The sequence below is a fragment of the Mesorhizobium qingshengii genome (assembly GCF_027563465.1).
Taxonomy (GTDB): Bacteria; Pseudomonadota; Alphaproteobacteria; order Rhizobiales; family Rhizobiaceae; genus Mesorhizobium; species Mesorhizobium qingshengii_A.
This window is the reverse complement of the sequence record NZ_JAPFQA010000008.1, coordinates 216,194-237,189: the sequence shown is the minus strand read 5'-3', so window position 1 is coordinate 237,189 and position 20,996 is coordinate 216,194. Positions and strand designations below refer to the sequence as shown.

The following is a 20,996-nucleotide window of genomic DNA, read 5'->3' as shown; positions in this document are numbered from 1 at the left end:
ACCTTATGTTGAACTGCACATAAGACCGACGCCGCCACCGGCGAGCATGGCGATTTGCTCGATGTCATCCGTGAATCCCTCGGGCTAGCCGACTTCAAGGAGGTAGCTGACCAGGCACGCGCCTTCCTCGCCATGCCGGATGGAGAGTCCGAGCTACGGCCGACGACGAAGCCGCCTCCGGCTCGCACCGGTTCTCGGGAAGCAGCCCGACGACTTGTCGCCATGTCGAAGCCCATCATCGGCACCGTCGTGGAAACGTATTTGCGTGGACGCGGCGTTACGACTTTGTACGGCACCGGATCGCTGCGGTTCCATCCGCGCTGCTACTACCGGCCCGACGATACTGGACCGACGGAGACCTGGCCGGCGATGATTGCCGCCGTTACCGACCTGGATGGGCATCTGACCGGCGCGCACCGCACCTGGCTCGCACCGGACGGCGCCGGCAAGGCACTCGTCGACACACCGCGTCGGGCAATGGGTGACCTTCTCGGTCACGCCGTCCGCTTCGGCGTACCCGGCAGCGTCATGGCGGCAGGCGAAGGCATCGAGACGACGCTGTCGCTCAGATGCGCCTTGCCCGACATGGCGATGGCTGCGGCACTCTCGGCAGCCCATCTTGCCGCCATCCTGTTCCCTCCGAACCTGCGGCGGCTCTATGTCATCCGCGACAACGATCCGGCCGGTGACGGTGCCCGAGACAGCCTGCTCGAGCGCGCGACGGACGCCGGAATCGAGGCAGTCGTGCTGTCGCCGGAGACGGAGGACTTCAACGAAGACCTCCGCCATTTCGGACTGGCCGCTTTCCGAGCCTCGATTGCGGACCAGCTCATGCGCAGGGATCGTCACCGCTATCTGACACAGGCGGCATGAGCCGGAGGGGAAGCGTGCGGCGCACGGTGGCCGCATCGCATGGATGGAAGCCCGCCGGTAGAGAACCGCGACCCGGCCTTCAAGAGGGCGATCGGGCCCACAGTCGTGCCGGTCAGGCAATGGCGGCGGCCGACTATTTTCCGGCGACGCGCGATTGCTGGCGAAAGCCAGCGATAGGGTGCGACGCCTTTCCATCGCGAGGCAAAATAGCCGGCCGCCGCCATCCTCCGCTGCGCTCCGGCCCTCCGCTTCGCTGCGGGTGTCGGACCGTCCCGCCCGTGGGCTCTCGTCGCCATGAAGGCCGCGGGGGTCGCGGTCAAACCGACGGGAGCATCGCAATGAGCGAGCACGACGACACCGAACCGCACCACGCCGCTTCTCCGACCGATCATATCCTCACCGAACTCCAGCTCTATGGCTGGCGTCCCTATGCGGACGAGCCAGATCCGCGACCGCTCCCCGCTGGTGACCAAGTGGCCGGAGCCGTGGCCGACATTTTTGACGCCCTCATCGCCACCTTCGCTGACACGCGCCTCGAACCCGACCTCGATGACCTCCTCTGGTCCGTCACCAATGTCTTCCACCGCGCTGTACAACGGATCGAGCGGCAACTGGACGACAACGAGCAGGCCCAGCGCCGCCTGCAGCGCGAACAGGACGGCAGCGAGATCAAGGCGGTTGAACTCGAGACACTCACCGCCCAGGGCCAGACCATGATCGAACGGCGCGACGCCTTCGAGCTCATGCGTGACCAGGCCGCCGACCACTACGATCAGTACACCGGCTCGGCCTGGCGACCCCGCACGGGGTCGATGGTCAACCACCACCATCTCACCGCCGCAATGATCGATAGCCGCGACTTCCTCGCGGCCAGGCGGCGCGCGGAAACCGAAATCATGTTACCCGCCGGCCCCAGGATCGCCTTCTCCGGCGGCGATACCGCCGATCACGAGCTGATCTGGGCAAAGCTCGACCAAATCCGCGCCAAGCACCCCGACATGGTGCTGCTGCACGGCGGATCACCGAAAGGCGCCGAAAAGATCGCCGCTCGCTGGGCCGATCATCGCAAGGTGCCGCAGGTCGCCTTCAAGCCTGACTGGAGCAAACATGCCAAGGCCGCTCCCTTCAAGCGCAACGACCAGATGTTGGCGGTCATGCCGATCGGCGTCGTCATCTTCTCGGGCACCGGCATTCAGGAGAACCTCGCGGACAAGGCCCGCAAGCTCGGCATCCCGGTCTATCGGCTCGGCAACGGCGGCGCGTAAGCGCCGTCGGAACCTAAGCCCCCCTATAAATAGCCGGGGAGGCACGGCATTCTTCAAGCCATGTCGCTCGTATCCTTTCCCGAAAGCTTCACGCCGGACATCACGCTTGCCGACACCTTCTTGCGCAATGCCGCCGTCCACCTTGATGGCGCTGACTGGGCGGCGGATCGAGACAGGGACAATGCGGCCCTTCACGCCATCGCCATCGCCATTGAATTGCTCCTGAAGTCGCATCTTCTCAGAGTTGCGACCGATGATCACTGGAACCGCCGCAATATCGGGCACGATCTCGATAAGGCGGCTCGTTACGCCGAGAGAGCTGGATTGGACCTGCCACCGCGACTGCACAGCGTCATCGCCCAGCTTCATCCTCATTTTCAGCGAGGCGGCTTCCAACGGGATCCGTCGCGATCATGGCCGTCCGGTTTCTCCCTCGACGCCCGCCACATCGCGCGGCAGCTCGCTCAGACGCTCCTGGAGCAAGAGCGTCGCGTCAACAGCGCCCGCTGCTCCTGACTTGAAGATGACCGCACCCCCGCGATCCATTGCGCTGATCCTTGGTCCAGCCGATGGCCTGAAGCCATCAACCCGCAAGGGGTCGGACTACGCGAAGCGTGCCGCCGCTCCGGCTTCGCCTTCGCGGTGATTGCGGCCATCGGCCGAACACATCGGGCGCCTGTCAGCGGGGGAGGGTCCTCCGCTTCAAACAGGAGCCGGGTCGATGTCCTTCGCCGACGCACATGCCTTCGCCTTCAGCCTCGCCGCCACCCTCATGGTCACCATCGTCATCTTTCGTGCTGGCGACGGCACTCTCTCGGTCGTGCCGGCAAACGAGTATGACGGCGACGACACCGCCATCATCGGCGAAATCGACCCGTTCGCCCCATGACGGGGCGGACATCGCGCCTGGCGATGCAAGAACACCGGCGGGTTTCGCCCGCGCTTTTCCTTTGCTATGCTGTGCACTGCGCCAGGTGGTGGTGGAAGGCGCAATCGCCAGAGCTATTCTCTCGGAGACACCACCATGATCATCCTCGGCATTCTCCTTTGCATCGCGGCCATCGGCATCTTGTGCTGGTTGCTCTTCACGCTTGCTATCGTCGCCCTCCCGTTGTTCGTCGGCGTCAACGCAAGTACATGGGCATTCAACACCGGCGCCGGCTGGCTTGGCGCGATCCTTGTCGGCATTCTCGCAGCCGGGTTGACGCTCGGCGTCGGCCGAATCCTCCTCGGCTTCGTTCGCCCCATGTGGGCGAAGCAGGCGATCGCGCTGGTCTTCGTCGCTCGCGCGATCGTTGCCGGCTACCATGCCACCCATGGCATCGCGAAGCACATGATGCCTTCGGAAACCTGGCAGATTGTCTTTTCCGTCATTGGCGCGGTCGCCGTCGGCGTCACGGCATTTCTGCGGGTCGCGGGCATGGCCGCCGCCGACCAATCCGGCAGGGACATGGTTCAAGCTTAAACCCGCGCGAGCGAGGCGGGTGGACCAGACCGACGAAGGCCTAGCTTCCTCATCATCGGTGGTTGGAGCAATCGGGTTGCATGTCAATGATCGAGCATTGGGCAGTCCCGGCGCGGCCTCGTTTGTGGACTTGGACTTTCTTCGGTCGACCCCGCAAGGCAGGCCGACCAGTCGGTGGCAGGACGGCAGCGCGACCGGTCGCCGCGTCGTTGGAGGTGCGCGGGATCCGATGCCTGGCATGCGTGGACGACGCCAGTGAACTCGTAGCGATCTGCTGGAGGCGCGTTGGACGCCACCGTCTCCGTTGCCAATCTGTCCCAAGAGCGCTCCAAACGGCCTCTTCAATTGGCTGATCTGCCCGAAGGACGGCTGAAGCCTCGACCGCCTGAGCCGCAACGGCGCGTCTCGACTTTCTTCCCCTGCCGGCTCCCACCCCATGCCGCAAGCGCATGGGGACCCCGAGCGCCGCCATTCCTCGCGAGACAAGAAAGTCGTTCCTGCGCCGTCCTCCGCGTTGCTCCGGTCGCAAGCGATGCGTCGTCGCTCGCCTCCGGCCAAGTGATCGCCATCGAGGCCGCATGGTGCGGGCTCGGGAACAGAAAATGGAGACTTACAATGGCTACCATCGGCACCTTCAAGAAGTCCGCCTCGAACGAGTTCACCGGTGAAATCGTCACCCTCAGCGTCCAGGCCAAGAACGTGCGCATCGTCCCAGACACCCGCGCCACTGGCGAGAACGCTCCCAGCCACCGGGTGCTGGTCGGTCGCGCCGAGATCGGCGCCGCCTGGTCGAAGACCTCCAACGAGGGCCGCGACTACCTCGGTCTCAAGCTCGACGATCCGAGCTTCAACGCCCCGATCTACGCCAACCTCTTTGACGATGAGGAAGGTGAGGGCTTCTCGCTCATCTGGTCCCGCCCGAACGCGCGGCGGGGCGACTAAGGACCCGCGCAGGCCCCGGCCGGAAGGCCGGGGCCTTCTTCCGCGGACGGCCGGTCCGGTTCACTCGAGCCGAGAGCGATGCTGAAACCGCATCGCCTGATGCTGATCAACCATCCTCCGTCGGTGCTGTTGTTTCTATAGAATGCAAGTTTTCACTCTGGTGAAGAGGAGGGCAAGCGATGATCGAGCCGTTTGACGAAACCGCGCCGACCGGTGACGAACTCACCGAATACGATCGGGAACACGTCAAGCTCTATGTGCGCCTGCTTGACGCCGCCGACGACGGCGCGGACTGGCGCGAGGTGGTCGAAATTCTCTTCGGGATCGACCTGACGAAGGAGCCACAACGCGCCCGGCGTATCCATGACAGCCATCTGGCGCGAGCGCGCTGGATGGCGCGTGCTGGCTACCGCCATCTCTTGCGTCAACCCGGCAACTAGCACCACCGCTCCTGTGGTTCCCGGGTGATGCCGAAACGGCATCACCCGATGCCCGGCGAGGGTCTTCCGCCAATCGCCACAACCCGGAATTGTTTTGAGGCGGGGTCTACGCGTTTCTTGCGAGGAGCTCTTGGATGAGGCCGGATACGTCGCATTGGCGAGACAATGCCAGCTATGATTATTTCGATACATTACCCATCGAAGGGCTCGCCTGGGAGTGCCTGCGGCGTCACGAACCCTATCAGCGGCACTACCAAGCGCTCCTGACCACAAGAGCCGAAAAAGCACCCTTCCACCCTGAGACACAGCGGCTGTGGGGGTTACGATTTCCCGGCCAGGCCGGATTTGTCCGCCTTGGCGCAAGACGTTCTGTGGGCGCCTGACGTCGATCCAGCCGTGGTTTCCCTCGTGCCGGCGCCGGAATTCCTGTCGTCGTTGCGATCGGCGCCTTTGACCGGTCTGGGGGCGGTCCACAACACCCCGGAAGGACGTCACATCGTCCACAGTGCAGGTGTCTCCACCCAACTTCTGCTTCTGCCCGGTAGTGAGCCGCACGGCCCTTTGGCGGCGTTGATCCCTTTGGATGCAGAGACGTTGGGACGGATCGAAGCACTCACCCGTTTCTGGCGTTCCTGGCAGGAGCGCCCCACACCTTCGGACACGCGGATGACCCCGCAGCAGCGCCGCCGCTTTCGACTGATGATACAGGCCGCTGACGGCCACTCGAATGGCGCGAGCTACCGCGACATTGCCGTCGCCCTTTACGGGTTTAAGCGCGTCGCCGCCGATCCTTGGAAAACGTCCGCGCTGCGCGATGCGGTGATCGGTCTCGTCGAAGGCGCCACCGCCATGATCGGCGGCGGCTATTTGCAGATCCTGCGTCATCGCCGTCGACCGTAGCGGTTCTGGCCCCGGACGAGGGGGTGGGATTTTAGCCTCCCTCAACTTCCCCATCCCTTGCGAAGCCCATTCTCCGCCACCGTGGTCGCCGTCCACCGCTGAACGCCAGCGGCCGTCCAAAACCCCACGGAGGCCCGATCCATGCGACCCGATATCGCCGTTTTGCCGCCGCGCTTCCTGCGCACCAAGGAAGCCGCGGATTTCCTCAGCCTGTCCGCCCGCACGCTCGAAAAGCACCGTACCTATGGCACTGGCCCTTCCTACCGCAAGCTCGGCGGCCGTGTCGTCTATGCCGTCGACGATCTTCAGGCTTGGGCCGAACGCGGCGCTGTCACCTCTACATCCGATCCGCGTGGATCGGTCCTGCCGGCCAAGCGTCACACACCGACGCCGCCGGCGCATGGCGGACGATACGCACGCTGACCGCGCGCGGATTTCAAATGGTTTCGCGAAACCAATCCCTTTCGGAGCGCGGGCAACTCGACCTGTTCCGGGCGCTGCCTGGCGACTTCGCCCCACGAGACGCGCAGGATCTCATGGCCTATCCGTTCTTCTCCCTTTCCAAGACCCATCGTGTCACCCCGATCGATTTTGCCGCGGGCAACGTCACGATCCGGGTCGAAGCCGTACCCGATCATGGGATGGCGACCATCTGGGATGCCGACATCCTGATCTGGGCCGCGAGCCAGATCGTCGAGGCGCGCGACGCCGGGCTTCGCACCTCGCGCCTGATGGCCGCCACGCCCTATGAGATCCTCACCTTCGTCGGCCGAGGCAAGAGCCTGCGCGACTATCAACGCCTGAAGGCGGCGCTTGACCGGCTGCAGTCGACCACCGTCTCGACGACGATCCGTCAGCCCGCCGAAGGCCGGCGTCACCGCTTCTCATGGATCAACGAGTGGCAGGAACGCATCGATCGCCATGGCAAACCCGCGGGGGTCGAGTTGATCGTCCCCGACTGGTTTTACCAGGCAGTCCTCGATGACGCGCTCGTGCTGACGATCGATCGCGCCTATTTCGACCTGACTGGCGGGCTGGAGCGCTGGCTCTATCGGCTGGTGCGCAAGCATGGCGGACGCCAGCGCGACGGCTGGCGCTTCGACTTCCGTCACCTTCACCTGAAATCCGGCAGCCTGTCGCCCTACAAGCGCTTTGCCTTCGAGCTGCGCGACATCATCCGCCGCCAGCCGCTGCCCGGCTACACGGTCTTCCTCGAAGTGGAGATGGGCGGCCGGACGCTGCTCGCCTTCGAGCGGATCGCCTCCCGTGGAAGGCCTGTGGACGGCCTCGTGCTATCAGGAACCGGAACTATCGTGCCATCGGGAACCGCAGGCTCGTGCTATCAGGAACCCAAACAGGCTCTAACCCTCGGAAAGCAAAGCCGAAATCGCGCCCTTAACTTAGAGTCTAACCCAGATTCTAACTTTGAAGAGCGCGCGCGCTATGTGCAGAGGCTCATCCGACGAACCAGCGACGCACGCAGCATAGACACCGACAAGACCTCGAATGCGCCATCGGTTTCTGACGGCAGCAGCACGGCAACCAGCGTCTCCGAAGCCCCGAATCCGCCTCTTGATCCGCGCTCGGGAGCCACCCGATGATTGCTGCCACCCGCCACGCCCCCGACGATCTCGTCCATGTCGAACTGACCTGGCTCGAGAAGAGGCAAGAGAACTGGATACGGTTCGGCACCCACGCTCAGGAACAGATCGTTGATCGTCACCGGCGCATCTTGTCCTATCGCCCCGGCACGGTCTTTGCGTTCGTTCGCTGGGCCGCGAACGACTTCGGAACGATCATCTCACGCATCGATATCGTGCGTGCGATCGCACGTGGCGAAGCCTATCAGACACTGCCCTTCGTACGCCCCGGCGGCGACATCCTTCTGAAGGTCGAGAGCTGGCCCAAGGTCGAACGCGTGCTACAGGCGATCGACGCCGTCCAGCGCCTCGACATCGAGCCTGAGTTGGTGTCGCCCGATCATTGGCGACACATCCACAACCGGATAACCGCCGGCCACGCGCCGCGCGCCTACACGCTCGACCAACATCGCGCCTTTCTGCTGCGCAAGAGGATCGAGCCGTGAGCCGCGCCGGGATCATCCTCGCTAGCGTTCTCGCAACCATGGGCGTCGGCTATCCCGGCCTCTCTTCGATTCCCACGAAGCTCATCTGGAATGCGTCAGCCAGCGCACCGATCGGCTTCTACACGATCGACTTCGACGGACCGTTCGAGGTCACCGATCTTGTCGCCGTCGACGCGCCCGAGCCACTCGCCGCGTTCCTGGCTGATCGCGGCTATCTGCCGAGGGGCGTGCCACTCTTGAAGCGCATCGTTGGCCTTGCCGGGCAACGGGTCTGTCGCTTTAACCTCACCATCACCGTCGATGGCGTCGAGGCGGGTGTGGCGCTCGAGCGTGATCGGGCCGGCCGTGACTTGCCTGTTTGGCAGGGCTGCCGCCGCATCCCGACCGGCGAAGTCTTCCTGATGAACCGGCAGGTCCGCGACAGCCTCGACGGCCGTTACTTCGGCCTCCTCTCCACCAGCCAGATTATCGGCCGCGCCGTCCCGCTGTGGACGGATGAGAACGGCGAGGGCCGCTTCGAATGGCGCGCGTCAACGCGGTGAGCGCGCGACCGGCGGCGCGCGTCGTGCCGCCAGCCTTCATCACCGCACCACTCCAAAACAGGAGCCTGACATGCAACAGATCGGGGAATTCACGCGCCAGACGACTGGCTATAGCGGGCGCATCCACACGCTCAGCCTCAACCTGGATATCGCCATTGTGGCGGCAGAGGCGAGCGAAACGGAGAATGCGCCTGACTACCGCGTTCACGCCGGAAGCGAGGACGGCCCCGAGATTGGTGCCGGCTGGAAACGCTCCAGCGAAAAGGCCGGAGACTATGTCTCGATACAGCTCGACGACCCCACCTTCGCGCAGCCGATACGCGCGAACCTCTTTCGCAATGGCGACGACAAGACGTCCTGGTCGCTGCACTGGGCGCGCCCGCGCGACCGCAGCGAGAAGGATTGAACGATGCGCGCTCGCCGTCCGTCGACGAGCCATCGCGGTGCGCCCGGGCCGCTTCGCGCTGCCCGGCGCATGGCTCTGCTCCTGCTTTGCGGCCTGTCCGTTGCGACCGTCATGCCGGCGGCGACCTTGGCGCAGGACTTGGCCATCGCGCGATCGTCCCAGCGCGATCCGTTCGGCGCGCACATCAGCGAAGCCTCGCAGCGCTTCGGCGTTCCGACCGCGTTGATACGCGCCATCATGCGCAAGGAGAGTGCGGGCGATGCGCGCGCCGTGTCCAGCGCAGGCGCCCGCGGCTTGATGCAGATCATGCCCGGCACATGGGATTATCTGCGCGCCCGCTGGTCGCTCGGCCACGATCCGTTCGATGCCCGGGACAACATCCTGGCAGGAACGGCGTACCTACGCGAACTGCACGATCGCTTCGGCTCGCCGGGGTTTCTGGCCGCCTACAACGCGGGGCCTGCACGCTACGAAGCCTACCTCGCCGGGCGTCCGTTACCGGCCGAGACCCGCACCTATGTCGCGACGCTCGCCCCCCTGATCGGTGAAAGCGAGGGTATGCGCCCTTTCGTCGTTATGCCTGTCGAGGCCGTTCCCTGGAAGCACGGCTCGCTCTTCGTAGGTCAGCCGGATCGCAACCAAGCTGTCGGTCTCGTGCCGACCGAGCGACCACCAAATGACGTGAGCTCTGCACCCAGCGTGCGCGATGTCTCCGCCATCGTGCCGCTGTCCGAAGGCCTCTTCGTGGCGCGAGCGGGCGAAGGGATCCAGCCATGAGCGCATATGGGCGTTCTCGCGCAACCGCAAGCTCCAGAGCACCGTGGCGTGGATGGAGGCGGAGGGTGGGCAGAATGACCGGAAGATGGCGAGATAAAAGGCCGCGAGGTGCGGCGTCGATCGGTTGTGTTGTTTCAATAGGTTATGCAGCATTCCCGCGAGGTGCGAAGATTTGGCGCACCGCGCCAGAACGCTGTTGTCACTGTGATTTCCGTGCCTTGGCACGATGTGTGGATCTGTTTAGATGACAGGCGAGGACAATCTTCGTATCCGGCCAGGCCGGATCCGCTCGTCTGGCGCCCAGCGCGCCAGGCCCTTCATCGCGCAGGCGCTTGCCGCCGCGCAGAAGGCCGGCGCCCGCATCTCCCGCTCCGGCCGGATCAGTCCGGGCAATCGCTCGACCTTCGGACGTGGCCGCTCGGCGAGCGTGCGCGCCAATCGTCTCCTCACCAGCCGCTCGCGCACCGTGATCATCAAGACACGGCTGGTGCGCCATCACGCGCGCGGCGCCCCGCTTGCCGCCCATCTCACCTATCTGCGCCGCGAGGGCGTCACCCGTGACGGGGAGAAGGCAAGGCTGTTCGGGCCTGAAGGCGGGGAGGTGGATGGCGGTGCTTTCGCCGCGCGGTGCGGCGATGATCGGCACCACTTCCGCTTCATCGTCTCGCCGGAAGATGCCACCGACATGGCGGACCTCAAAGCCTTCGCCCGCGATCTGATGAGCCAGATGGAAAAGGACCTCGGCACGAAACTCGATTGGGCGGGCGTCGATCACTGGAACACCGACAACCCGCACCTTCACATCATCCTGCGTGGCCACGCTGATGACGGGCAGGATCTCGTGATCTCGCGCGATTACATCAAGGAGGGGATGCGCGCGCGCGCGGCCGATCTTGTTACTCAAGAGCTCGGCCCGCGCACCGATCTCGACATCCGCCGCAATCTGCAGCGCCAGGTCGAAGCCGAGCGTTGGACCCAGCTTGACCGGCAACTTGTTCGCGACGGCCGCGACACAGGCGTCATCGACCTTGCCTCCGCCCCGAACGCCCAGCCCGACGAGTACCACGTGTTTAAGGTCGGACGGGTGCGCAACCTCGAAACCCTTGGCCTTGCAGAACAGGTCGGCCCGGGCCAATGGATGATCGACGACAAGGCCGAGGCGACGCTGCGCGAGCTTGGCGAACGCGGTGACATCATCAAGCGGATGCATCGCGCCCTGACAGAACAGGGCATCGAGCGCGGCGCGGCGAACTATGTGCTGGCGGCGGAGCGCCTCGACACGCCGATCGTCGGTCGGCTGGTCGACCGCGGTCTCGATGATGAGCTGAAGGGCAGCGCCTACGCCGTGGTCGATGGCACCGACGGCCGCACACATCACATCAAGCTGTCCGACCTCGACGCCGCCGGCGACAGCGCTCCGGGTTCGATCGTTCAGTTGCGCAAGTTCCAGGACGCGCAGGGACATCCGCGCGCAGCACTCGCTGTCCGTTCCGATCTCGATATTGAGCAGCAGATTACCGCCGCCGGCGCAACCTGGCTTGACCGTCAGAATATCGCCCGCGAACCGATTGCGTTGTCGGAAGGCGGCTTTGGGGCCGAGGTGCGGCAGGCGATGCAGCGCCGTGCCGACCATCTCGTCGAACAGGGCCTCGGCGAGCGGCAGGGTCAACGCACAACCTTCACCCGCAACCTGATCGACACGCTGCGTCGCCGCGAACTGGAGGCGCTCGGCGAAAAGCTCTCGGCCGAAACCGGCCAGCCCTTCAACCGCGCCCGCGGCGGCGAGTACGTCACCGGTTCTTACCGGCAGCGCTTCACGCTCGCGTCCGGCCGTTTCGCCATGATCGATGACGGCCTCGGTTTCCAACTGGTGCCTTGGACGCCGTCCCTGGAAAAACATCTTGGCCGCCACGTCTCTGGCGTCGCTCGCAATGACGACGGCATCGACTGGAGCTTCGCCCGCAAGCGGGGCCTCGGCCTCTAACCTCATGTTGAAGAAAGGACCGCTTCTATGTCCGCCACCAAGATACTCTGGGGCCAGATCCTCGCGGTTGTTGCGATCGTACTTTTCACGACCTGGGGCGCGACGGAGTGGGTGGCCTGGCGCCTGGCATTCCAGCCCGAACTCGGCAGGCCGTGGTTCCGTATCCTGGGCTTTCCATTTTACCTTCCGCCGTCCTTCTTCTGGTGGTGGTATGGCTTCGATGCCTACGCGCCGTCGATCTTCGTGGAGGGAGCCTTTATCGCGGCTTCTGGCGGTTTCGCCTGCGTCGCCGTCGCCGTAGGCATGTCGGTTTGGCGGGCGCGCGAGGCCAAGAAGGTCGAGACCTACGGCTCCGCCCGCTGGGCCGACAAGCAGGAGGTCAAGGCAACTGGCCTTCTCGACGCCGATGGTGTGGTGCTTGGGCGATATGACAGCGCCTATCTGCGCCATGACGGGCCGGAGCATGTGCTGTGCTTTGCGCCCACACGTTCAGGCAAGGGCGTCGGCCTTGTCGTCCCGACACTGCTGACCTGGCCGAGTTCGGCCGTCGTCCACGACATCAAGGGCGAGAACTGGCAGCTCACCGCGGGCTTCCGCGCCAGGCATGGCCGGGTCCTGCTGTTCGATCCCACCAATCCGAAATCCTCCTCCTACAACCCGCTGCTCGAGGTGCGCCGCGGCGAATGGGAAGTCCGTGACGTTCAAAACATCGCTGACATCCTTGTCGATCCCGAAGGCTCGCTCGAGCGGCGAAATCATTGGGAGAAAACCAGCCATGCCCTGCTGGTCGGCGCGATCTTGCATGTCCTCTACGCCGAGCCGGACAAGACGCTTGCCGGCGTTGCCGGTTTCCTCTCCGATCCAAAGCGTCCGATCGAATCGACGCTGTCCGCGATGATGAAAACAGCGCATCTGGGTGAGGGCGGTCCGCACCCGGTCATCGCCAGCGCCGCGCGGGAGCTCTTGAACAAATCCGACAACGAGCGCTCTGGCGTGCTCTCCACCGCCATGTCGTTCCTTGGCCTCTATCGCGATCCTGTCGTGGCAGAGGTGACCCGCCGCTGCGACTGGCGCATCACCGATCTTGTCGACGACAAGCATCCGACGACACTCTACCTCGTCGTGCCGCCGTCCGACATCAACCGGACCAAGCCGCTCATTCGCCTGATCCTCAATCAGATCGGTCGCCGTTTGACCGAAGATCTGCAGGTGAGGGCGAAAGGGCACCGGCTGCTCCTGATGCTCGACGAGTTCCCGGCGCTTGGCCGCCTCGACTTCTTCGAGTCGGCACTCGCCTTCATGGCCGGCTACGGGCTGAAAAGCTTCCTGATCGCTCAATCCCTCAATCAGATCGAGAGGGCGTACGGCGCCAACAACTCAATCCTCGACAACTGTCACGTCCGGGTAAGCTTTGCCACCAATGACGAGCGCACCGCCAAGCGCGTGTCCGACGCTCTGGGAACAGCGACCGAGATGAGGGCCATGAGGAACTATGCCGGCCACAGGCTGTCGCCGTGGCTCGGTCATCTCATGGTCTCTCGTTCGGAGACGGCTCGCCCGCTGCTCACGCCTGGTGAAGTGATGCAACTGCCGGCCACCGACGAGATTGTCATGCTCTCGGGTGCGCCGCCGATCCGCGCCAAGAAGGCCCGCTATCATGAGGATGCTCGCTTCCGGGAACGTATCCTGCCGCCTCCGGCGTTGGTGGCGGCAGTGGAGGGGAGACATGACGACTGGACCAGCCTGCCTCTGCCTTCCCGTCCCCGGATTGCGGAAGCCACGTCGGCGCCGTCGGCCGCGGATGAGGACCAAACTGATTCCGAACGTCGTCGGCAACCTGAGCTCAGTCGCGTCGAACCGGTCGTGACGCCATCGACCGAGAACGAATTCGAGATCGATCACCTGGATGACGTGGAGGACAGTGTTGCCCGCAATCGTCGACTGACGCGCCTCATGCAGGGCATTGCGCGGCAGGCGTCCCTCGACCCCGGCGACGGCGTGGATATGTGAGGCTCCGATGGCAAAGACACCCCGCAAAAAACGCCTGTCCGTCTATCTCGATCCGAGGGTCATGAGCAGGCTTGCCGAACATGCGGCGCGCCGTGATTTTTCACGGTCGCTCGTCGCGGAGGCGGCCATCGAGTCGTTCCTTTCACCCGATGCCGCCGAGCGACAGGAGGCGGCGATCACCAAGCGGCTCGACCAGCTCGATCGCCGCATGGCACGCCAGGAGCGCGATGTTGGAATTGCGGTGGAGACGGTCGCCGTTTTCGTCCGCTTCTGGCTGGCGACAACACCAGCGTTGCCCGAGCCCGCGGCGCAGGCCGCCCACGCCAAGGCGGGCGAGCGCTATGATGCCTTCGTCACCGCGCTCGGCCGGCGCCTGGCGAAAGGTCCAAAGCTTCGACAGGAAATCTCCGAGGACATCGATGGCGGCCTGGACACACTCCAGCCCGGCAGGCCCTTGGGCTAAATGGACGGGCAGACTGAGATTTTGCAAGCATCGATATGTCAAAACATATCAAAGCGTTGGAATGATATGTTATCATGGAGAGTTTGGCGGAAGAGAACTAGACAGCAGGGTAAGTCGCTTCACGGGGAACCACGTTGATTCATCGCTGCGGCAATCACGGGACAGATCTGGCGCGAAATCCGCAATTTAAGATCCGTGGCTACATGAAGGACCACGCCTTCAAGAGTGGCTAAGCGGTGTCAGGATTCGTCGTTGAAAATTATAGTCTGTATGCTATAAGGCAAGGGAGAATGAAAAACCAAAAGCCCGCTGTATGGATGGGGTCGTCGAAGGCCGACCTGCGCGAGTTTCCGGTCGATGTTCGCCGGTTGATGGGTGTCGCAATCAACGACGCCCAGAATGGTGAGGAGCATCCGGCTGTCAAAGCCCTGAAAGGGTTTGGGGGCCGCAGCATCCTCGAGGTGGTCGACGACTTCGACGGAGATACCTACCGGGCCGTCTATGCCGTGCGCTTTGCCGGGGTGATCTACGTGCTTCATTGCTTCCAGAAGAAGTCGAAGAAGGGCAGGGAGACACCTAAGCACGAAATCGATCTCGTGACAGTGCGATTGAAGGCGGCCGAGGCGCACTACCGCGAAAACTATGGGAAAGGAACAAAGTCATGACAGAAGACATCACCGCCGAAGTGAGCAGCGGCAACGTGTTTGCGGACCTCGGCTTTGACAATCCCGAAGAGGAATTGCTCAAGGCCAAGCTGGCCCGCGAGATCCGCGCCATTATCAAGCGCCGGCGCCTGACCCAGGCGAAGTCGGCTGAACTGCTCGGAATGAAACAGCCCGACGTCTCCGCTATCGCCACCGGGCGTACGGGTAAGTTTTCAATAGACAGGCTGGTTCGCTGTCTGGACCGGCTCGACTACAAGGTTGACGTGGTGGTTCGCCACAAGCCTCGACGGTCAACTCGTGCTGAAGCCGCTTGATCAGACGGCTTTGCCGACCATATGCACATGGTTGCGCTGTACACCGTCTGGTACAACTTCATCCGCATTCACAAGACGCTGAAAATGTCTCTGGCAATGGCCACTGGCGTGTCGCAGACGCTTTGGTCGATGGACGGTCTTCGCGGGAAGATGGACGCCGTAGCGCCGAAGCCCAGCAAGCGCGGTCCGTACAAAATCAAGGTCGCTTAAGCGAATCCTTGCGGACTATCGAGAGCTTCGGCTGGTGGGCTTCCCGGATGATCTTGGCGGCTTCGTCTCTGGTGATGCCGACCTTGCGGGCATAGTAGGCGGCTTCCGCTTCAAGCCCGCCCTCTAGTGGCGCATCAATCGCTTGCTTGGCCTTCTGCTTCGCCTTCTTGCCCATAAGACGAATCATAGCACATCGCGAGGCTTGGCTGAATGGTCGCTTCTGAGGCCGCTGAAATTTCAAACTGAAACACTACCCGCCTTTTTTATGGTTTTGACAGATCCACCAGATACGATCCTGATATCCTCACCCAGCGCGTCGAGCATGGCGAGATAGGGGACCGGGCAACCCATGGTGCCGGCCGTCCTCGCGCAGGATTTTTCTGCCGCTCGGCTACATAGGTCTGCGTTTCAATGGCACGCCATCTATAGTCACCAACGTCGTCATCCGGTTATGGCGGTTCTCGCCCGCGTGACGGCTAAGCCCGTTATGCGCCCAGTGGTCATTCGGATTGGAGAGGGATGCCGGATTGGCAAGGTAGCCCCGAAGCTTTTGTAAAGTTGCATCATCCGGTGTTTGGTGAAGGTTGGCGCGGAGTTTTCTAACGGCGAGCGCCGCCCCTTGCCTGAAGATCGTCAGCCTTGATTGCTGGTCGGCACCGCCAATCTCCTGTATTTGCACGCTACGCCACTACGCCTCGATATAGGTGTTGAAACCACTCGAGATGCGGCTCTCTTAATCATCCCCGTCCAGGGGCCGCCCATGTTCCCCGGATCGAAACGGGGACAGGATGGCAGCTTCGCCTCACAATTCAGAAGGTCTCGCGCGCGGTGCACGCATGTTGCGCACGGCGCTCGGACCTGCGATCGCGAGCTATCTCGGCGATGCGGGCGTCATCGAAGTGATGCTCAACCCCGATGGGCGTTTGTGGATCGACCGCCTGTCCGAGGGGTTGTCCGATACCGGCGAACGTTTGTCGGCAGCGGACGGCGAGCGCATCGTTCGCCTCGTTGCTCATCATGTCGGTGCCGAAGTCCATGCCGGTGCCCCGCGCGTCTCGGCCGAGCTGCCCGAGACGGGCGAGCGGTTCGAGGGGCTTCTTCCTCCCGTCGTCGCGGCGCCCGCCTTCGCGATCCGCAAGCCCGCCGTCGCCATCTTCACCCTCGAAGATTATGTCGCGACCGGAATCATGTCGACGCAGCAGGCGGACGCGCTGCGCCAGGGCGTTGCCAGTCGCGCGAACATTCTCGTCGCTGGCGGCACATCCACAGGCAAAACCACGCTGATCAACGCGCTGCTCGCTGAAGTGGCCAAGACCACCGATCGCGTCGTCATCATCGAGGATACGCGCGAGCTGCAATGCGCCGCGCCAAATCTCGTTGCGATGCGAACGAAAGACGGCGTCGCGTCTCTATCTGATCTTGTTCGCTCATCGCTGCGCTTGCGCCCCGACCGCATTCCGGTCGGCGAGGTGCGCGGGGCCGAGGCGCTCGAACTGCTCAAGGCCTGGGGCACCGGCCACCCCGGCGGCCTCGGCACGATCCACGCCGGCAGCGCCATTGGCGCGCTCCGCCGCATGGAACAGCTCATCCAGGAAGCCGTCGTCACCGTCCCGCGCGCGCTGATCGCCGAAACGATCGATCTGGTTGCCGTCCTTTCCGGCCGCGGATCCGCGCGCCGGCTGTCCGAACTCGCCCGTGTCGATGGCCTTCGCCCGGACGGCGATTACCGGGTCGCGCCAGCCGTCCTTGAGGGCGACGACAGCCCGACCTTGCCCATCCAAAGCCCTGAAGGAGAAAATCCGTGATCCAACGCCTGCGCCTTGCGCCCCATCGTCGTGCCATCACCGTTTCCGTTGCCACGCTCTTCCTGGCCATGGCCGCGCCCGCCCATGCCTCCGGCTCGTCGATGCCGTGGGAACAGCCGCTGCAACAGATCCTCCAGTCGATCGAAGGCCCCGTCGCCAAGATCATGGCGGTGATTATCATCATCGTCACCGGCCTGACGCTCGCCTTCGGCGACACGTCGGGCGGCTTCCGCCGGCTCATCCAGATCGTGTTCGGCCTGTCCATCGCCTTCGCGGCGTCGAGCTTCTTCCTTTCGTTCTTCTCGTTCGGCGGCGGAGCGCTGATCTGATGGCGGGGTCGGTCGAACAGAGCGTGTCAATGCCGGACTACGCAGTGCCGGGTTATGCGGTCCTCGTGCACCGGGCGCTGACCGAGCCGATCCTGCTCGGTGGCGCCCCGCGCGCCATTGCGATCATGAACGGGACTCTCGCCGGCGCCGTGGGGCTGGGACTGCGTCTCTGGCTCGTCGGCCTCGCAATCTGGGCGATCGGCCATGTTGCCGCCGTCTGGGCCGCCAAGCGCGATCCGCTTTTCGTCGACGTCGTTCGCCGTCATCTGCGCATCCCGGCGCATCTCACGGTCTGAGGGGGGGCCATCGGATGATGAATCTTGCCGAATATCGTAATCGTAGCAGCCGGCTCGCTGACTTCCTGCCCTGGGTGGCATTGGTCGGCGCCGGCATCATCTTAAACAAGGACGGCAGCTTCCAGCGCACCGCGCGCTTTCGCGGTCCCGATCTCGACAGCGCCGTGCCGGCCGAACTGGTCGCCGTCGCCGGCCGGCTCAACAATGCCTTGCGCCGCCTCGGCTCCGGCTGGGCGATCTTCGTGGAGGCGCAGCGCCATGCCTCGACCCGCTATCCCGACAGCCACTTTCCGGATGCGGCCTCCACGCTGGTCGATGCGGAGCGAAAGGCGGGCTTTGAAGAGGCCGGCGCGCATTTCGAGTCCAGCTACTTCCTGACGCTCACCTATCTTGCGCCCGCCGAAGACACCGCGCGAGCGGAAAGCTGGCTCTACGAAGGCCGAGAGAACAAGGGGCTCGACCCCAACGCGGTGCTGACCGGATTCGCCGATCGCAGCGACCGCGTCCTGCGCCTTGTCGAAGCCTTCATGCCGGAGTGCCGCTGGCTCGATGACGCCGAGACGCTGACTTACCTGCATGGCTGCGTCTCGACCAATCGTCACCGTGTCCGCGTTCCCGAAACGCCGATGTATCTCGATGCCATGCTGGCTGACCAGCCGCTGACCGGCGGGCTTGAGCCGCGGCTTGGCGCGGCGCATCTGCGCATTCTCACGGTCACGGGTTTCCCGACGGCGACCACGCCGGGTCTGCTCGACGAACTGAACCGACTGGCCTTTCCGTATCGCTGGTCGACGCGCGCGATCCTGCTCGACAAGACCGATGCGACCAGGCTGCTGACAAAGATCCGGCGTCAATGGTTCGCCAAGCGCAAATCGGTCGCCGCGATCCTCAAGGAGGTGATGACCAACGAGGCGTCCGTCCTCGTGGACACCGACGCCGCAAACAAGGCCGCCGACGCCGACATGGCACTGCAGGAACTCGGTGCCGACTATGCCGGCATGGCCTATGTCACCGCGACGGTGACGGTGTGGGACGATGATCCCGGCATCGCCGACGAAAAACTGCGCCGGGTCGAAAAGGTCATCCAGGGCCGCGATTTCACGGCAATGATCGAAACCATCAACGCCGTCGACGCCTGGCTCGGCAGCCTGCCGGGTCATGTTTACGCCAACGTCCGTCAACCTCCCATCTCCACCCTTAATCTCGCCCACATCATCCCGCTTTCCGCGGTGTGGGCGGGCGAGGTGCGCGACGAGCATTTTGCAGCGCCCCCTCTGCTCTTCGGCAAGACCGAAGGCTCGACCCCGTTCCGGCTTTCGCTACACGTCGGCGACGTCGGCCATACACTGATCGTCGGCCCGACCGGCGCCGGCAAGTCCGTGCTGCTGGCGCTGATGGCGCTGCAGTTCCGCCGCTATGCGGGATCACAGGTTTTCGCCTTCGATTTCGGCGGCTCGATCCGCGCGGCGGCACTCGCCATGGGCGGCGACTGGCACGATCTCGGCGGCGATCTCAGCGATGGGGCGATCGACAGCGTCAGCCTTCAGCCGTTCGCCCGCATTCATGATGTCCCCGAGCGAGCCTGGGCCGCCGACTGGATCGTGGCGATCCTGACGCGCGAGAATGTGACGATCACCCCTGAGGTCAAGGAGCATATCTGGACGGCGTTGAGCTCTCTGGCGTCCGCGCCTGTCGAGGAGCGCACCATCACCGGTCTGGTCGTGCTGCTTCAATCAAACGATCTCAAGCAGGCATTGCGCCCCTATTGCGTCGGGGGTCCCTACGGCCGGTTGCTCGATGCCGAGCGCGAGCATCTCGGATCGGCGTCGGTCCAGGCATTCGAAACCGAAGGGCTGATCGGAACGGGTGCTGCGCCCGCGGTCCTGTCCTATCTCTTCCATCGCATCGAGGACCGGCTCGATGGCTCGCCAACCCTTCTCATCATCGACGAAGGCTGGCTTGCGCTGGATGATGAGGGTTTTGCCGGCCAGCTCCGCGAATGGCTGAAGACGCTGCGCAAGAAGAACGCCAGTGTCATCTTCGCCACGCAGTCGCTGAGCGACATCGATGGTTCGGCAATCGCGCCCGCGATCATCGAAAGCTGCCAGACCCGGCTTCTCCTCCCGAACGAGCGCGCCATCGAGCCGCAGATCACGGCGATCTATCGCCGCTTCGGCCTCAACGACCGGCAGATCGAGATCATCGCCCGGGCGATGCCGAAGCGCGACTACTACTGCCAGTCCCGTCGTGGCAACCGGCTGTTCGAGCTCGGCTTGTCGGATGTGGCGCTCGCGCTCTGCGCTGTATCCGCGAAGACCGACCAGGCCGCGATCGCCGGCATCGTCTCCGAGCATGGCCGCGACGGTTTCCTCGCTGCCTGGCTCAACCACCGTGGCGTCGCCTGGGCCGCTGAACTCGTTCCCGCCCTAACCAGCCCCGCCCTCACCAACAAGGAGAAGTCCCCATGAAAATGCGCCGTTCACTTGCCATGCGGTTCGTCGCCGCCCTGCTTGCCGCTCCCGCCGCGCTCTCGCCGATGCTGGCGACGCCGGCACACGCCTTCATCGTTTTCGATCCCTCGAACTATTCGCAAAACGTCCTGACGGCAGCGCGCTCGCTTGAGCAGATCACCAACCAGATCACCTCGCTTCAGAATGAAGCGCAGATGCTCATCAACCAGGCCCGTAATCTCGCAAGCCTGCCATTCTCCTCGCTGCAACAGCTCCAGCAGTCCGTGCAGCGTACGCAGCAATTGCTCGGTCAAGCGCAGAACGTTGCCTATGACGTCCAGCAGATCGATCAGGCCTTCCAGCAGAAATACGGCAACGTCTCGCTGTCGGCTTCAGATCAGCAACTCGTCACTGACGCGCGCTCGCGCTGGGGCAACACGGTTGGTGGCCTTCAGGATGCCATGCGTGTGCAGGCGGGCGTCGTCGGCAACATCGACACCAATCGCAGTGAGATGTCGGCGCTGGTCGGCCAGAGCCAGGGTGCGACCGGCGCGCTTCAGGCAACACAGGCCGGCAACCAGCTCCTCGCGCTTCAGGCGCAGCAACTCGCCGATCTCACCGCTGTCGTTGCCGCGAACGGTCGGGCGCAGGCGTTGCAATCGGCCGAGCAGGCCACCGCCGCCGACCAGGGCCGCGAGCAGCGCCGCCGCTTCCTGACGCAGGGCTCGGGCTACCAGCCCGGCAGTGCGCAGATGTTCTATGGCAAGAACTGAG

At 64.0% G+C, this 20,996-nt stretch carries 26 protein-coding genes and 1 pseudogene; 26 read left to right on the top strand and 1 reads right to left on the bottom strand.

The window, feature by feature from the left end; genetic code table 11:
- Positions 1-24: 24 nt before the first annotated feature.
- The 21 genes and pseudogenes from OOJ09_RS19775 to OOJ09_RS19675 all read left to right on the top strand — a co-directional run.
- Positions 25-873, top strand: a pseudogene (locus OOJ09_RS19775) (DUF7146 domain-containing protein); the annotation flags it as partial.
- A gap of 338 nt (positions 874-1,211) precedes the next feature.
- Entirely contained in the window at positions 1,212-2,138 is a 927-nt protein-coding gene (locus OOJ09_RS19770) for a DUF2493 domain-containing protein (RefSeq protein WP_269906786.1), read from the top strand.
- Positions 2,139-2,258: 120 nt separating this feature from the next.
- Positions 2,259-2,654, top strand: coding sequence for a hypothetical protein (locus tag OOJ09_RS19765; RefSeq protein ID WP_269906785.1), 396 nt, complete (start codon positions 2,259-2,261; stop codon positions 2,652-2,654).
- Positions 2,655-2,859: 205 nt separating this feature from the next.
- Positions 2,860-3,027 carry a hypothetical protein gene (locus OOJ09_RS19760; RefSeq protein WP_008877981.1) on the top strand — a complete coding sequence of 56 codons (168 nt, stop codon included), beginning with the start codon at positions 2,860-2,862 and terminating at the stop codon, positions 3,025-3,027.
- Positions 3,028-3,162: 135 nt separating this feature from the next.
- The gene (locus OOJ09_RS19755) at positions 3,163-3,603 is read left to right on the top strand and encodes a hypothetical protein (RefSeq protein ID WP_269906784.1); all 441 of its coding nucleotides are present in this window, start codon (positions 3,163-3,165) and stop codon (positions 3,601-3,603) included.
- 615 nt (positions 3,604-4,218) lie between these two features.
- Entirely contained in the window at positions 4,219-4,545 is a 327-nt protein-coding gene (locus OOJ09_RS19750; protein WP_023731557.1) for a DUF736 domain-containing protein, read from the top strand.
- 179 nt (positions 4,546-4,724) lie between these two features.
- Positions 4,725-4,985 (top strand): DNA -binding domain-containing protein, encoded by a 261-nt coding sequence (locus tag OOJ09_RS19745; protein WP_269906783.1) that lies wholly within the window; start codon positions 4,725-4,727, stop codon positions 4,983-4,985.
- 134 nt (positions 4,986-5,119) lie between these two features.
- Positions 5,120-5,368: a transcriptional regulator domain-containing protein gene (locus tag OOJ09_RS19740; protein WP_269906782.1), complete on the top strand. Its 249-nt coding sequence runs from the start codon at positions 5,120-5,122 to the stop codon at positions 5,366-5,368.
- Entirely contained in the window at positions 5,340-5,885 is a 546-nt protein-coding gene (locus OOJ09_RS19735; RefSeq protein ID WP_269906781.1) for a DUF2285 domain-containing protein, read from the top strand. The genes OOJ09_RS19740 and OOJ09_RS19735 overlap by 29 nt, the downstream gene beginning before the upstream one ends.
- 141 nt (positions 5,886-6,026) lie before the next feature.
- Positions 6,027-6,308 (top strand): helix-turn-helix transcriptional regulator, encoded by a 282-nt coding sequence (locus OOJ09_RS19730; protein WP_023808373.1) that lies wholly within the window; start codon positions 6,027-6,029, stop codon positions 6,306-6,308.
- A 17-nt stretch (positions 6,309-6,325) separates the two neighbouring features.
- The gene (locus tag OOJ09_RS19725) at positions 6,326-7,486 is read left to right on the top strand and encodes a replication initiator protein A (protein ID WP_269906780.1); all 1,161 of its coding nucleotides are present in this window, start codon (positions 6,326-6,328) and stop codon (positions 7,484-7,486) included.
- Entirely contained in the window at positions 7,483-7,971 is a 489-nt protein-coding gene (locus OOJ09_RS19720) for a DUF2840 domain-containing protein (protein ID WP_269906779.1), read from the top strand. Before OOJ09_RS19725 ends, OOJ09_RS19720 begins: the two co-directional genes overlap by 4 nt.
- A complete protein-coding gene (locus OOJ09_RS19715) occupies positions 7,968-8,513 on the top strand; it encodes a S26 family signal peptidase (protein ID WP_269906778.1) in 546 nt (181 codons plus the stop codon). The genes OOJ09_RS19720 and OOJ09_RS19715 overlap by 4 nt, the downstream gene beginning before the upstream one ends.
- A 70-nt stretch (positions 8,514-8,583) precedes the next feature.
- On the top strand, positions 8,584-8,919 hold the full coding sequence (locus OOJ09_RS19710; RefSeq protein WP_269906777.1) for a DUF736 domain-containing protein: 336 nt from the start codon (positions 8,584-8,586) through the stop codon (positions 8,917-8,919).
- Positions 8,920-8,922: 3 nt separating this feature from the next.
- Positions 8,923-9,696 carry a lytic transglycosylase domain-containing protein gene (locus OOJ09_RS19705; RefSeq protein WP_269906776.1) on the top strand — a complete coding sequence of 258 codons (774 nt, stop codon included), beginning with the start codon at positions 8,923-8,925 and terminating at the stop codon, positions 9,694-9,696.
- A 244-nt stretch (positions 9,697-9,940) separates the two neighbouring features.
- A complete protein-coding gene (locus OOJ09_RS19700; RefSeq protein WP_269906775.1) occupies positions 9,941-11,680 on the top strand; it encodes a relaxase/mobilization nuclease domain-containing protein in 1,740 nt (579 codons plus the stop codon).
- 27 nt (positions 11,681-11,707) lie between these two features.
- A complete protein-coding gene (locus tag OOJ09_RS19695; RefSeq protein WP_269906774.1) occupies positions 11,708-13,690 on the top strand; it encodes a conjugal transfer protein TraG in 1,983 nt (660 codons plus the stop codon).
- Positions 13,691-13,697: 7 nt separating this feature from the next.
- Complete coding sequence (locus tag OOJ09_RS19690; RefSeq protein WP_269906773.1) at positions 13,698-14,153, top strand: CopG family transcriptional regulator; 456 nt, start codon at positions 13,698-13,700, stop codon at positions 14,151-14,153.
- A gap of 317 nt (positions 14,154-14,470) precedes the next feature.
- A complete protein-coding gene (locus OOJ09_RS19685; RefSeq protein WP_420107526.1) occupies positions 14,471-14,818 on the top strand; it encodes a type II toxin-antitoxin system RelE/ParE family toxin in 348 nt (115 codons plus the stop codon).
- Positions 14,815-15,132: a helix-turn-helix domain-containing protein gene (locus tag OOJ09_RS19680; RefSeq protein WP_006338687.1), complete on the top strand. Its 318-nt coding sequence runs from the start codon at positions 14,815-14,817 to the stop codon at positions 15,130-15,132. The genes OOJ09_RS19685 and OOJ09_RS19680 overlap by 4 nt, the downstream gene beginning before the upstream one ends.
- A gap of 27 nt (positions 15,133-15,159) precedes the next feature.
- The gene (locus tag OOJ09_RS19675) at positions 15,160-15,342 is read left to right on the top strand and encodes a hypothetical protein (protein ID WP_269906771.1); all 183 of its coding nucleotides are present in this window, start codon (positions 15,160-15,162) and stop codon (positions 15,340-15,342) included.
- Here OOJ09_RS19675 and OOJ09_RS19670 read toward each other — a convergent pair.
- The gene (locus tag OOJ09_RS19670; RefSeq protein ID WP_269906770.1) at positions 15,329-15,517 is read right to left on the bottom strand and encodes a hypothetical protein; all 189 of its coding nucleotides are present in this window, start codon (positions 15,515-15,517) and stop codon (positions 15,329-15,331) included. The two genes, OOJ09_RS19675 and OOJ09_RS19670, sit on opposite strands and share 14 nt — an antisense overlap.
- Positions 15,518-16,130: 613 nt before the next feature.
- On the opposite strand from OOJ09_RS19670, the gene trbB reads away from it, so the two are divergent.
- From trbB to trbJ, 5 genes are read left to right on the top strand one after another with little or no spacing between them, the layout of a single operon-like run.
- Positions 16,131-17,147: a P-type conjugative transfer ATPase TrbB gene (trbB, locus tag OOJ09_RS19665; RefSeq protein ID WP_269906769.1), complete on the top strand. Its 1,017-nt coding sequence runs from the start codon at positions 16,131-16,133 to the stop codon at positions 17,145-17,147.
- 35 nt (positions 17,148-17,182) lie between these two features.
- Positions 17,183-17,476, top strand: a complete 294-nt coding sequence (locus tag OOJ09_RS19660; RefSeq protein ID WP_269906797.1) for a TrbC/VirB2 family protein — start codon at positions 17,183-17,185, stop codon at positions 17,474-17,476.
- Positions 17,477-17,505: 29 nt separating this feature from the next.
- Positions 17,506-17,772, top strand: coding sequence for a VirB3 family type IV secretion system protein (locus tag OOJ09_RS19655; RefSeq protein WP_269906768.1), 267 nt, complete (start codon positions 17,506-17,508; stop codon positions 17,770-17,772).
- A 14-nt stretch (positions 17,773-17,786) separates the two neighbouring features.
- A complete protein-coding gene (trbE, locus tag OOJ09_RS19650; RefSeq protein WP_269906767.1) occupies positions 17,787-20,240 on the top strand; it encodes a conjugal transfer protein TrbE in 2,454 nt (817 codons plus the stop codon).
- Entirely contained in the window at positions 20,237-20,995 is a 759-nt protein-coding gene (gene trbJ / locus OOJ09_RS19645; protein WP_269906766.1) for a P-type conjugative transfer protein TrbJ, read from the top strand. The genes trbE and trbJ overlap by 4 nt, the downstream gene beginning before the upstream one ends.
- Position 20,996 lies beyond the last annotated feature (1 nt).

What these genes read in the sequence shown, in the direction of transcription:
- OOJ09_RS19770 (WP_269906786.1), top strand. Translation starts at nt 1,212, where the DNA reads ATGAGCGAGCACGACGACACCGAACCGCACCACGCCGCTTCTCCGACC.
- OOJ09_RS19760 (WP_008877981.1), top strand. Translation starts at nt 2,860, where the DNA reads ATGTCCTTCGCCGACGCACATGCCTTCGCCTTCAGCCTCGCCGCCACC.
- OOJ09_RS19755 (WP_269906784.1), top strand. Translation starts at nt 3,163, where the DNA reads ATGATCATCCTCGGCATTCTCCTTTGCATCGCGGCCATCGGCATCTTG.
- OOJ09_RS19750 (WP_023731557.1), top strand. Translation starts at nt 4,219, where the DNA reads ATGGCTACCATCGGCACCTTCAAGAAGTCCGCCTCGAACGAGTTCACC.
- OOJ09_RS19745 (WP_269906783.1), top strand. Translation starts at nt 4,725, where the DNA reads ATGATCGAGCCGTTTGACGAAACCGCGCCGACCGGTGACGAACTCACC.
- OOJ09_RS19740 (WP_269906782.1), top strand. Translation starts at nt 5,120, where the DNA reads ATGAGGCCGGATACGTCGCATTGGCGAGACAATGCCAGCTATGATTAT.
- OOJ09_RS19730 (WP_023808373.1), top strand. Translation starts at nt 6,027, where the DNA reads ATGCGACCCGATATCGCCGTTTTGCCGCCGCGCTTCCTGCGCACCAAG.
- OOJ09_RS19725 (WP_269906780.1), top strand. Translation starts at nt 6,326, where the DNA reads ATGGTTTCGCGAAACCAATCCCTTTCGGAGCGCGGGCAACTCGACCTG.
- OOJ09_RS19720 (WP_269906779.1), top strand. Translation starts at nt 7,483, where the DNA reads ATGATTGCTGCCACCCGCCACGCCCCCGACGATCTCGTCCATGTCGAA.
- OOJ09_RS19710 (WP_269906777.1), top strand. Translation starts at nt 8,584, where the DNA reads ATGCAACAGATCGGGGAATTCACGCGCCAGACGACTGGCTATAGCGGG.
- OOJ09_RS19705 (WP_269906776.1), top strand. Translation starts at nt 8,923, where the DNA reads ATGCGCGCTCGCCGTCCGTCGACGAGCCATCGCGGTGCGCCCGGGCCG.
- OOJ09_RS19700 (WP_269906775.1), top strand. Translation starts at nt 9,941, where the DNA reads ATGACAGGCGAGGACAATCTTCGTATCCGGCCAGGCCGGATCCGCTCG.
- OOJ09_RS19695 (WP_269906774.1), top strand. Translation starts at nt 11,708, where the DNA reads ATGTCCGCCACCAAGATACTCTGGGGCCAGATCCTCGCGGTTGTTGCG.
- OOJ09_RS19690 (WP_269906773.1), top strand. Translation starts at nt 13,698, where the DNA reads ATGGCAAAGACACCCCGCAAAAAACGCCTGTCCGTCTATCTCGATCCG.
- OOJ09_RS19685 (WP_420107526.1), top strand. Translation starts at nt 14,471, where the DNA reads ATGGGGTCGTCGAAGGCCGACCTGCGCGAGTTTCCGGTCGATGTTCGC.
- OOJ09_RS19680 (WP_006338687.1), top strand. Translation starts at nt 14,815, where the DNA reads ATGACAGAAGACATCACCGCCGAAGTGAGCAGCGGCAACGTGTTTGCG.
- OOJ09_RS19675 (WP_269906771.1), top strand. Translation starts at nt 15,160, where the DNA reads ATGGTTGCGCTGTACACCGTCTGGTACAACTTCATCCGCATTCACAAG.
- OOJ09_RS19670 (WP_269906770.1), bottom strand. Translation starts at nt 15,517, where the DNA reads ATGGGCAAGAAGGCGAAGCAGAAGGCCAAGCAAGCGATTGATGCGCCA.
- trbB (WP_269906769.1), top strand. Translation starts at nt 16,131, where the DNA reads ATGGCAGCTTCGCCTCACAATTCAGAAGGTCTCGCGCGCGGTGCACGC.
- OOJ09_RS19655 (WP_269906768.1), top strand. Translation starts at nt 17,506, where the DNA reads ATGCCGGACTACGCAGTGCCGGGTTATGCGGTCCTCGTGCACCGGGCG.
- trbE (WP_269906767.1), top strand. Translation starts at nt 17,787, where the DNA reads ATGATGAATCTTGCCGAATATCGTAATCGTAGCAGCCGGCTCGCTGAC.
- trbJ (WP_269906766.1), top strand. Translation starts at nt 20,237, where the DNA reads ATGAAAATGCGCCGTTCACTTGCCATGCGGTTCGTCGCCGCCCTGCTT.